This window comes from Streptomyces sp. NPDC048142 (assembly GCF_043202835.1).
Taxonomy (GTDB): domain Bacteria; phylum Actinomycetota; class Actinomycetes; order Streptomycetales; family Streptomycetaceae; genus Streptomyces.
The window spans coordinates 378,220-389,106 of the sequence record NZ_JBIDBC010000004.1 but is presented as its reverse complement, the minus strand read 5'-3'; the positions used below and the strand labels follow the sequence as shown (position 1 = coordinate 389,106).

General features: G+C 73.1%; 5 protein-coding genes and 1 pseudogene. 1 reads left to right on the top strand and 5 read right to left on the bottom strand.

From position 1 onward, the window contains the following. Positions 1-65 precede the first annotated feature (65 nt). A complete protein-coding gene (locus tag ACGF2Y_RS08630; RefSeq protein ID WP_392944241.1) occupies positions 66-1,049 on the top strand; it encodes a GDP-L-fucose synthase family protein in 984 nt (327 codons plus the stop codon). Positions 1,050-1,123: 74 nt separating this feature from the next. On the opposite strand, the gene ACGF2Y_RS08625 is transcribed toward ACGF2Y_RS08630, so the two are convergent. The 5 genes and pseudogenes from ACGF2Y_RS08625 to ACGF2Y_RS08605 all read right to left on the bottom strand — a co-directional run bounded on the left by ACGF2Y_RS08625 (position 1,124) and on the right by ACGF2Y_RS08605 (position 10,719). Next, positions 1,124-2,674, bottom strand: a complete 1,551-nt coding sequence (locus ACGF2Y_RS08625; RefSeq protein WP_392944239.1) for a sugar transferase — start codon at positions 2,672-2,674, stop codon at positions 1,124-1,126. A gap of 376 nt (positions 2,675-3,050) precedes the next feature. Further along, positions 3,051-5,319: pseudogene (locus tag ACGF2Y_RS08620) on the bottom strand (hypothetical protein). 133 nt (positions 5,320-5,452) lie between these two features. Continuing rightward, positions 5,453-5,989 carry a hypothetical protein gene (locus tag ACGF2Y_RS08615; protein WP_392944237.1) on the bottom strand — a complete coding sequence of 179 codons (537 nt, stop codon included), beginning with the start codon at positions 5,987-5,989 and terminating at the stop codon, positions 5,453-5,455. Positions 5,990-6,110: 121 nt separating this feature from the next. Then, positions 6,111-8,867: a SpoIIE family protein phosphatase gene (locus ACGF2Y_RS08610; protein ID WP_392944235.1), complete on the bottom strand. Its 2,757-nt coding sequence runs from the start codon at positions 8,865-8,867 to the stop codon at positions 6,111-6,113. 292 nt (positions 8,868-9,159) lie between these two features. Next, positions 9,160-10,719 (bottom strand): GMC family oxidoreductase, encoded by a 1,560-nt coding sequence (locus tag ACGF2Y_RS08605; protein WP_392944302.1) that lies wholly within the window; start codon positions 10,717-10,719, stop codon positions 9,160-9,162. Positions 10,720-10,887: the final 168 nt, after the last annotated feature.

Here is a 10,887-nt window from a genome sequence, read left to right as displayed (position 1 = left end):
TCGGAATTGAAGTGTTCTGCGGCAAAGTGTCACCGCGGTCCCTTGCTGCTGGCACAATCCGAGCCATGACGACCGAACTCCCCGCCCCGTCCCAGGAATCCACCCGTTCCCTACTGCGACCCGGCTCCCGCGTATTCGTCGCGGGACACCGCGGCCTGGTCGGCTCGGCGGTGGCCCGCCGCCTCGCCGACGACGGCCACGAGGTGCTCACCCGCGGCCGCGACCTCCTCGATCTGCGCGACGCCGCGCGGACCGGGGCGTATCTCAAGGAGATCCGCCCGGACGTCGTGGTGCTGGCCGCCGCCAAGGTCGGCGGGATCATGGCCAACAGCACCTACCCGGTGCAGTTCCTGGAGGACAACCTCCGCATCCAGCTCAGCGTGATCGCCGGCGCGCACGCGGCCGGTACCGAGCGGCTGCTCTTCCTCGGCTCGTCGTGCATCTACCCCCGGCTCGCGCCTCAGCCGATCCGCGAGGAGTCGCTGCTCACCGGTGAACTGGAGCCGACCAACGAGGCGTACGCGCTGGCCAAGATCGCCGGAATCGTCCAGATCCAGTCCTACCGGCGACAGCACGGCGCCTCCTACATCAGCGCCATGCCCACCAATCTCTACGGGCCCGGCGACAACTTCGACCTGGAGACCTCGCACGTCCTGCCCGCGCTGATCCGCCGCTTCCACGAGGCACGGCGGGACGGCGCCCCCGAGGTGACCCTCTGGGGATCCGGCTCCCCGCGCCGCGAGTTCCTCCATGTCGACGATCTCGCCGCCGCCTGCGTACGGCTGCTGGAAACCTACGACGACGACGCACCCGTCAACATCGGCTGCGGCGAGGACCTCACCATCCGTGAACTCGCCGAGACCGTACGGGAGGTGACGGGCTATCCGGGGAAGATCGGCTGGGACACATCGAAGCCCGACGGGACGCCGCGCAAGCTGCTCGACGTGACCCGCCTCTCCGCCCTCGGCTTCGAGCCGCGGATCCCGCTGCGGGACGGCATCGCCCGCACCTACGCCTGGTGGCTCGGCCGGCTCGCGCCCGGACAGTGACGGGTCGCCGCCGCCGGGAGGCATCCCGCGGCGGCGCACCGGTGGTGCTCCTCGCATCCGCACGCCCGCCGTCCTCAGTAGGCCCCGCGGCCGTCGGTGACGGCGCGCACGGTGCGGGCGAGGAGTCCCATGTCGGCGGCCACCGACCAGTTGTCGACGTACCAGAGGTCGAGCGACACGGTCTCCTGCCAGGTCAGGTCGGAGCGGCCGCTCACCTGCCACAGGCCCGTGAGCCCCGGCTTCACGGCGAGCCGGCGGTGCTCCCGCTCGTCGTAGCGTGAGGCCTCCTCCGGCAGGGGTGGCCGCGGACCCACCAGCGACATGTGCCCGAGCAACACATTGACCAGCTGCGGGAGTTCGTCGATGGACGTGCGCCGCAGCACCCGCCCGACCGGTGTCACCCGAGGGTCGCTGCGCATCTTGAACAGCGGGCCGTCGACCTCGTTGGCCGCGGCGAGCCGCGCCTTGATCGCCTCCGCGTCCGCCACCATCGTGCGGAACTTCCACATGGTGAACGGCTGGTTGTGCTGCCCCTGCCGGACCTGCCGGTGGAAGACCGGACCCCGCGAGGACAGCCGGACGCTCAGCGCCACCGCCAGGAGCAGCGGCGCCAGCGCCAGCAGTCCGAACAGTGCGCCCGTACGGTCCAGCACGCTCTTCAGCACCGCCTGCGGGCCCCCGCGCAGGGGCGGGGCTATGTGCAGCAGGGTGAGCCCGGCCGCGGTGACGGGACGCACCCGCTCGGCCGCCACCCCGGACAGCTCCGAGAGCACGGACAGGGCGACGCCCCCGTCGTGCAGCCCCCAGCCGAGCTGCCGCAGCCGGTCGCCGGTCAGCTGGGGCCCGGGAGCCACCAGCACCAGGTCCGCCGCGTGGGTGTAGACCCCGCCGAGCACCGTGCTCACGTCGTCGTCGGCCGGGCGGGCCGGGAGGCGCCCCGGCACGTGCACACCGTCCAGCTCCAGCCGGGCCCCGCCCACCGGTATGGCGGCGACCAGCCGGTAGTCGTGGTCCGTACGGGAGTTGAGCAGCTCGGCAGCCCGGTCCACGCCCGCCGCCTCGCCGATCAGCAACACCCTGCGGGCCCGGTCGCCCCGCCGTGCGGAGCGCGGCCACCGGCGCAGCCCCGCCACCGCGGTGGCGACGAGCAGCCCGGGTGCGACGCCCACGACGGCCGTGGCCGGGTCCACCGGGCTGCCCGCCGCCGTGTGCAGCACGGCCAGCAGACCGATGAGCGCGAGCCAGTCCCCGACCGCGCCGAGCGCGCCGCCCGGCTCGGTCCCCGGCCGGTCCGTGTACCGCCCCCGGGCGCCGCGCAGCCCGGCCCACACCAGCCCCGCCACCGCGGCGGCCGCCATCGGACGGGGCTGGTCGCCCGCGCGCAGCAGCAGCCAGGCCGGACCGGCCAGACCCAGCAGGTCGGTCAGCGCGGCGAGAGCCGGGCCGGGCGCCGGCTTCCGCCGGGCCGGAGCCCGGCCGACCGGGTCGCGCTGTGCTGTCGGTGCCCTCCACAGCTGCTCCAGGGCTGCCGTACGATTCCGGGAGGCGGCGGTGCGGGGGCGCGGCGCGCCCCGGACTCCCACCGGTCCGGACAGGTCGGTTTCCGGTATTTCCACATGCCCCATGAACCCCCCAGTCACAGTCGCACCCCCATAAACGGGACGCATCCGCCGATCCTATGGACTGACGGATGCGCCCTCGCCCGGTGCACGATATCCACACACGTGCCATTTCGCTGGAGTTCTCGTGAAGTTCAGACGGCTTGCTCCAGGCACTTTTGCATGGCTGGAACCTTCCGATGTCACGTGGCGGGTGCGGATGTTGATGGAGTGGCAGGCCGGTAAGCGTTTGTGCCGGGCGGCGGCCGCGGGCGGCCCGCGGAGGCTCCGGCTCCGGTGTGCCGTGCCGGGAGCGTACGAACCCCCTGGCGGGCGGCGTGCCGGCCAGGGGGTTCGCGCGTTCCCGCCCTGCTCCGAGGGGGCGGCACGGGCCGTTACGGGGTCAGAACGCGCCCCCTGTGCGCCTCCTGGTGCGCCGGTGGATGAGCAGTCCGGTGCCAACGAGCGCCGCTGCTGCGAGCGTTACCGACGTCACAGTGATTCCGGTGGCGGCCAGGCTGCCGCCGCTGGACGTGGGGGTGGCGTCGCTGCCCCCCCCCGACGCCACCACCGACCGTGGAGCCGGAGCCGGAGCCGGAGCCGGAGCCGCCGGAGCCGCCGGAGTCGGAGCCTCCGGCCGTACCGCTGGAGCCGGAGCCGCCGGTGGTGGAGCCGCCGCCCGTCTGCGTACCGCCGCTGCCGCCTGACGAACCGTCACGTCCCGTGCTGCTGCCGCCGTTCGATGCCTCGCCGGTGCCGCCGCTGTCGCCGGCGGTCTCGCCCCCCGTCTCCCTGCCGTCCGTGGCCGGGGTGACGGTGAGCGTCACGGCGGTGGTACGGGTGGCGCCGACGTCGTTGCGGAACTCGGCGCGATAGCGGTAGCCGTCCTGCGCCGTCCGCGCGGTGAACGTGAGGGCCGGCCCGGTGGCGCCCTCGACGTCCTTCCAGGTCTGCGAGCCGTCGGTGCTGACCTGCCAGCGGACCGTGGGCTCCGGGGAGCCCTCCGCCTGTGCGGTGAGGGCGACTTCCTCGCCGTCCTCGGCCGTGAGGTCGGCGGGCGCGTGGGTCACCAGGGGCGAGACCTGCCGGACCAGTTCGGTGATCTTTCCCTCGGCGGGGCTGGTCACGAAGACCGTGGCGCCGCCCGGTTCGACGGCGAGCGAGGCCGCGCCGGACTGGGAGTGGTTGCCGGGCAGCGACTGCTCCTTCGCGGCCACGGCGAAGTCCTGGCTGTCGTACACGGTCAGCGTGCCGTTGTTGTCGTTCGCCGGGTCGGAGAGGTCCCCGCCGTCCTGCCAGGCGACGAAGACCCGGCCGCTCTGCGTGTCGAAGGCGGCGTCGCGGGCCAGGTCCTTGCCGACGAGCGTCCTGACCAGCGTGCCCGCGGCGTCGAAGACCAGCACGGACCGGTCGACCCCGACCCACACCGCACCAGTGGCCGGGTCCGTCTCGGTGAATCCGGCCATGCCCTGCGCACCGGGCAGGTCGAAGGAGCCGGTGACGGCGAACGAAGCGAGGTCGACCCGGTGCAGCTTTCCGGCCGCGAAGTCGCTTTACCAGAGCGCCCCCCGCTCGGGATCGGCCGCGAACCGCGTGCCGCCCGGCAGGGTGAGACTCCGGGTGGCCGTGCCGGTCGCCCGCTCGACCTCGGACAGCTTCGCGCCCTGGGCGACCAGCACGGTCCCGGGAGTCGTACCGGGGGCGATGTCGGTGATGGTGGACCCGGTGAGCCAGACGCCCGAGGCCGACTCGTCACCCGCCTCGGCGCTGCCGACGCCCCGCAACGGGTAGCTGTAGACGACGCCGTCGCCCGGCAGCGGCCCCGAGATACGGGCGGCCGTCGAGGCGCGCAGCACGCCGGTGGGCCCGGGAGCCTGGCTGATCCAGCTCTGGGACGTCCCGTCCTCGGGGTTCAGCACATGGAGCCCGCGCTCGTCGACGTCGGCCGTGTCGGGGAGGTTGTCCGCACCGACGTACAGCTTCTTCGAGTCGGGGTGCAGCAGCAGGTCCAGCGGCTTGCCGGCCGAGGTGAAGTCGGCGGCGGCCCGGTAGGAGACGGTCCCCGCGGGCACGTCGACGCCTTCGCCGCCCGGTTCGCCGGGCTCCTGGCCCGCGAAGGCGACGGGTATGCGGACGTCCTGCGTACGGTCGCCGCTGGAGCGGTGGTCGGCCCGGGTCACGAGGGCGCAGGGCACCTCGGCGCAGTCGAGGCCGTCGCCCTTCGCCCGGATCTCGATCTCCACGTCGAAGGTTCCGCCGGGCCCGAAGGCGCGGGCGAGTTCGCCCTCGTACGGGTCGCCCGGAGGCACGATCCACTGCGAGGTCTTCGACCCGCCGCTCATGTCCGCGCCGCCGAGGCAGGGGGAGGGCACCCGGTTGTCGCCGTTGTCCTTGCACAGGGCGACATAGATGCCGGAGGTCCGGCCGTAGCCCTCGCCGGTGACGCGGACCTTCTCCCCGGCCGGGTCGAGTCCGGTGGTGGCCGAGACGGTGAGCTTCTGCCCCTGTGGACCGGTGGCGGTCTTCGGGGCGCCGGCGTCGGCGCTGACCGCCGCGCCCGTGGGGATCGCCGCGAGCAGCAGGGCCGCGACGGCGGCCGTACCCGCCCGGCGTCTCAGCGTGCCGCGGCCGCCCGGCGGGATGCCGGGAGCGGTGCCCGGAGTGGATGTCATGTCATTCCTCGTCACGACGCGTGGGAGCCTGGCCCCGGCGCGAGCTGCCGGGACCGGGCGAATGGCTGGGGTACTGCGCGAAGTCGGTCCGTGCTGCGTGAAGCCGACCGTCGCTACGTGAAGCCGACCGGTGTTACACGAAGTTGATGGGAGCGTGTACGTCGTACTTGCGGTCGTTGGTGGCGGTGTGGTCGGCGCGGGTCACGATGGCGCACTCGACGGTGTCGCCGCAGACGTTGCCGCCGCCGAGGTCGGCCTTGACGTGTATCTGGACGCTGAAGGTGCCGCCCGCGCCGAAGGGCGAGGTGTTGGGGAGGAAGCCGCCCAGGCCGGACACCCAGTGCGAGGCGCCGGTGGTGCCGGACTCGTCCTGGCCGCCGAGGCACGGCGAGGGCTTGTTGGCGCCCTGGGCCCCGTCCACCACGCACAGGCTCACGTAGACGCCCTGGGAGGTGTTGTAGCCGCTGCCGGTGACGGTGATGTTCGCGCCGCCGGCGGCCGCGGTGTCGGGGGCGGAGAGCGACAGGTTGTAGGTGGTGCCCCCGTCGGTGACCGTACGGGTGCCGGTCGCGGCGGCGGCGGGAGAGGCGAAGGTCACGGCCAGTGCGGCGGCGGCGAACGCGGCGAGGCCCGTACGGGCGACGGTACGGCTGGAGGGAACAGCACTCATGAGATGAGCACCTTTCTCGGCATCGGTAACCAGAACCACGGACACCCAGTCGACTTAGGTAAGGCATACCTAAGTAAATATCTGTTGGGTTGTCAACAAGTGGTGGCCCCAGGCGAATGGGTCAGTCGGCTCCGGCCGGCGGGAGGGCCTGTTCGGTCCAGATGGTCTTCCCGGTCGGGGTGTACCGCGTGCCCCACCGCTGGACGAGCTGCGCGACGATGAACAGACCGCGCCCGCCCTCGTCGTCCTCCGCGCTGTGCCGCAGGTGCGGAGAGGTGTGGCCGGTGTCCGCGACCTCGCACACCAGGGTGCGGTCCCGGATGAGGCGCAGCCCCAGCGGCCCGCCCGCGTACCGGACCGCGTTGGTGACCAGCTCGCTGACGACCAGCTCGGTCGCGAACGACAGCTCTTCCAGTCCCCAGGCCGCCAGTTGCCCGGTGACCAGCTCGCGGGCGCGGCCCACCGACACCGGTTCGGCGGTCAGCTCCCAGTCGGCCACCCGTTCCGCGTCCAGCTCGCGGGTACGGACCAGGAGCAGGGCCGTGTCGTCGGCGCTGGTGCCGCCCGGCACCAGCTCGGACACCGCCCGGTCGCACAGCTCCTCCAGCGACGCGGAACGGTCGCCGAGCACCCGGCCCAGCGCGTCGAGCCCCTGGCCGATGTCATGGTCCCGGGCCTCGACCAGGCCGTCGGTGAACAGCGCCAGCAGGCTGCCCACCGGCAGGTCGATCTCCATCGACTCGAACGGCAGACCGCCCAGACCCAGCGGCGGCCCTGCGGGCAGGTCCGGGAACGACACCCGGCCCCCGGGGTCGACGATCGCCGGGGGCAGATGCCCGGCACGGGCCATGACGCAGCGCCGGGAGACCGGGTCGTAGACGGCGTACAGACAGGTCGCCCCGGTGGTCACGTCGTACGTCTCCACCGCCCGGCCGGACGTGTCCGACCGCTCCTCCGCGGGCTGTCCCACCAGGTCGTCCAGCCGGGTCAGCAGCTCGTCGGGGGCCATGTCGAGCTGCGCGAAGGCCCGTACGGAGGTGCGGAGCCGTCCCATGGTGGCGGCCGCCTGGAGCCCGTGCCCGACCACGTCCCCCACCACGAGACCGACCCGGGTCCCGGACAGCGGGATCACGTCGAACCAGTCACCGCCGACGCCGGTCACATCGTCCGCCGGCAGATAGCGGTAGGCGGTCTCGACCGCGGACTGCGGCGGCAGGTGATGGGGCAGCAACTGCCGCTGGAGGGCGAGGGAAGCGGTCCGCTCGCGGGTGTAGCGGCGCGCGTTGTCGATGCAGACGGCGGTACGGGCCGCCAGCTCGTCGGCCAGGGCGACCTCGCCGTTGTCGAAGGTGGTCGCCCGGTCGGGGGCGAGCGGCCCGCCCGATGCGCCGGGGCGCACGCCCCGGTCGAAGGTGACGAGCCCCAGGATGCCGCCCCCGGCCCGCAGCGGGATGACGAGGGTGCCCTCGTCGAGCACGAGCCCGCCGGAGGACAGGCTGCGGTGCTGCGGCGAACCGGGCGGATAGCCGACCGGCGGATACGGCTGCCGGGGCCCGCCGGGGCCCTCGGAGCGCCGCGCCGCGTCGGCGGGGGCCGTACCGGCGGGGTCTGTACCGGCGGGGCCCGTACCCGGGAGGCCCGCGTCGGCGGGGCCCGTACCCGCAGGGCCCGCGTCGGCAGGGCCCGTACTCGCGGGGCCCGTACCGGCGAGGCCGACGCCCGGGAGGCCCGCGCCCCGAAGGCCCGTGCCCGGCGGGCTCGTCTCCAGGAGGCCGGGGTCCGGCGCATCGGATCCCGGCTCCGACCGTTCCGCGATCCGCAGCAGGGACATGTCCGCCGGACTGCCCACCGCCGCCGTCTCTCCGGTCACCGCCGCCCGGGTGACATCGACCCGGACGGTGGCGGCGAAGCCCGGTACGGCCACCTCGGCGATCTCCTCGGCGGTGGTGGCCACGTCCAGGACCGTGCCGATCCTGCGGCCGGCCTCGACGAGGAGGGTCAGCCGTTCCTGGACCCGGTAGCGGTCCGTGATGTCGAAGGCGTCCTCGCACACGCCGAACACATGCCCGTGGGCATCCTCCAGCCGGTAGTAGGCGCAGGACCACAGATGGTCCCTCCCCGGATCGCTGGGCGGCTGTCCCCGGAAGTGCAGGTCGAGAATCGGTTCGCCGGTGTCGAGCACGTGGTGCATGACGCCGTCGAGCGTCTGCGGATAGCCGGGGGTCACGAAGGAGCCCCCGGAGTACAGCTCGTCGGCCCGCTTGCCCCGGAACGTGGCCAGCGGCTGCCCGATCTCCCGTTCGAAGGCGGTGTTGCTCCAGGTCAGCCGCAGGTCGGTGTCGTAGATGGCCAGACCGACGGGCGACTGGGTGGCCAGCCCCTGGAGCAGGGCGAGCCGCGACTCCCAGTGCCGCAGCGCCCCCACCTCGGCGGCCACCAGGATCCGGTCCGGAGCGCCGCCCCCGGCCCCGCCCGGCAGCGGGCACATCGCCGTCGCCACCAGCAGCTCACGGCCGTCGCGGGCGCGTGCCACGTGGATCTCGTTGCCGAGGAGGGACGGCGGCCCGAGGCCGGGACCGGGTGCTCCGGGTGGTACGAATGACTCGGGCGGTACGAATGGCTCGGGTGATTCGGGCGGTTCGGATGGTTCGGATGGTTCGGATGGTTCGGACAGGGGAACTCCGCCGACCGGGTGCAACGAAAGGAACGTGCTCAGGGGCCGCCCCAGGATGTCGGAGGGGCGGTAACCGAGGAGCTCGGCGGCCGCGGGACTCCAGCCGATGACGGTGTTCTCGGCGTCCAGAACCATCGTGGCCGCCCTGGTGATGTCCAGGGGGCCACGGAAATCGGCGCTCTCCGCCGTATTCGCCGCGCTCACGGTGCGACACCGACCCGGTTCATTACCCTCAGAATCCGCCCTGCCCGGGACCGGCACAACCGCGGTGACCCGGGCCGGGCCCGCCGGGCACCGGGGGCGGCGCACCCCGTGGGCCGGAACCGCACGCCGACGCGCGGTCCGGCGGGGTGCGCGGTCCCGGGCATCGTGTGCTCCCGGGTGCGCCGACAACCGCCGCCCATGACGGTCGGGCTCGCCGTGGCCGAAGAGCACGCGACGAGCCCAGCCCTGTTCGGGCAGGCGTACGAGTGATGCGCGGTGGCAGAGCCGGGGCTCAGCCTTCCTTGATCAGACCCGCGCACTTCTCGCCGATCATCATCGTGGTGATGCACGGATTGACCGTCGTGAGGAACGGCATGACGGACGCGTCGGCCACCCGCAGTCCCGAGACCCCCTTCACCCGCAACTGCGGGTCGAGCGGCGAGTCCGGGTCCTGCGCCGGTCCCATCCGTACGGTCCCCGCCGGGTGGTACACGGTGTTGTGCGTCTCGCGGATGTAGTCGAACAGCTCCGCGTCCGTGGTCGCACCCGGCCCCGGAGCCAGTTCCGCGCCCGCCCAGTCGGCCATCTGGGGCTGCGCGACGATCTCCCGCGCCAGCCGCAGCCCGTGCGTCATCACCCGTACGTCGTGCTCGTCGGTGAAGTAGCGCGGATCGACCCGGGGCTTGTCCCGGAAGTCCCGGGTCCGCAGCCGCACCGTGCCCCGGGACCGGGCGCGGGTGACGTTGGGGGTCAGGCAGAACGCGTTGTCCGAGGTCGGGTAGCCGCGCCGGTAGGTGTTCAGGTCGAACGGCACCGAGCCGTAGTGGAACATCAGGTCCGGCCGGTCGAGCCCCGGCTCGGTGTCGGCGAAGATCCCGATCTCCCACCACTGGGTGGAGGTGGTGACCATGGGCTGCTTCGCCTCCCACATGATCACGCCCTCCGGGTGGTCCTGGAGGTTCGAGCCGACGCCGGGGGAGTCCACCCGTACGTCCACCCCGGTGTCCCGCAGGTGCCCGGCCGGGCCGATGCCGGACAGCATCAGCAGCTTCGGGGAGTCGATCGCCCCGCAGGAGACGATCACCTCCCGCCGGGCGTGCACCGCGCCGCTGTGGACGGTGTCGGGCTCCAGGTACTCCACCCCGGAGCACCGTTCGCCGTCGAAGAGCAGCCGCTTCGCCTGGAGCCCCGTCCGTACCTCCAGATTCGGCCGGGAGCCGAGAACCGGATGCAGGTACGACACCGAGGCCGAGGAACGGGTGCCGTCCTCGCGGGCGTTGATCTGGAACCAGTGCGCGCCCCGGATCACCGTGGAGCCCGTGTTGAACGGGACGGTGGGGATGCCCGCCGCCGCACAGGCCGACAGCAGGGCGCCGCCGCACGGATCGCGGGGCGGCACGGTCCGGATGGTCACCGGACCGGAGCGGCCGTGGTGGTCGCCGGGCGCGTCATTGGTCTCCAGCCGCCGGTAGAGCGGGAAGCAGTCCGCCGCGCTCCACCCCGTACAGCCCAGCGCGCCCCACGCGTCGAGGTCCTCGGCAGGGGCCCAGAAGGCGATGCACGAGTTGTGCGAGGAGCAGCCGCCGAGCACCTTGGCACGGGCGTGCCGCATGAAGCTGTTGCCCCTCTCCTGCGGCTCCACCGGATAGTCCCAGTCGTAGCCGGACTCCAGCAGTGCCATCCACCGCTCCAGCCGCAGGATGCTGTCGTCCCCGACGTCCGAGGGGCCCGCCTCCAGTACGCAGACGGTGACGGCGGGGTCCTCGGTGAGCCGGGCGGCGATGACCGCTCCGGCCGTACCGCCGCCGATGACGACGTAGTCGAACACGGGCACAGAGCTTGCTTCGGGCATCGGGTCTCCAGAATTCAAACCGGCCGACGGGGTCGGGGAGAAGCGGTGGGACGGTGGGAGCGGGGGAGCGGTGGGGTCGTTCCGGGCCTCGAGCCGGTGCTCGGCGAGCACGTCGGCCGGCCGCCCGGAGGCGACACCGAAGGGGAGCACCTGGAAGGTGCCGGTCAG

Excerpts from the sequence above, each read along its gene's own strand:
- ACGF2Y_RS08615 (WP_392944237.1), bottom strand. The coding sequence starts at position 5,989 with ATGAGTGCTGTTCCCTCCAGCCGTACCGTCGCCCGTACGGGCCTCGCC.
- ACGF2Y_RS08625 (WP_392944239.1), bottom strand. The coding sequence starts at position 2,674 with ATGGGGCATGTGGAAATACCGGAAACCGACCTGTCCGGACCGGTGGGA.
- ACGF2Y_RS08630 (WP_392944241.1), top strand. The coding sequence starts at position 66 with ATGACGACCGAACTCCCCGCCCCGTCCCAGGAATCCACCCGTTCCCTA.
- ACGF2Y_RS08605 (WP_392944302.1), bottom strand. The coding sequence starts at position 10,719 with ATGCCCGAAGCAAGCTCTGTGCCCGTGTTCGACTACGTCGTCATCGGC.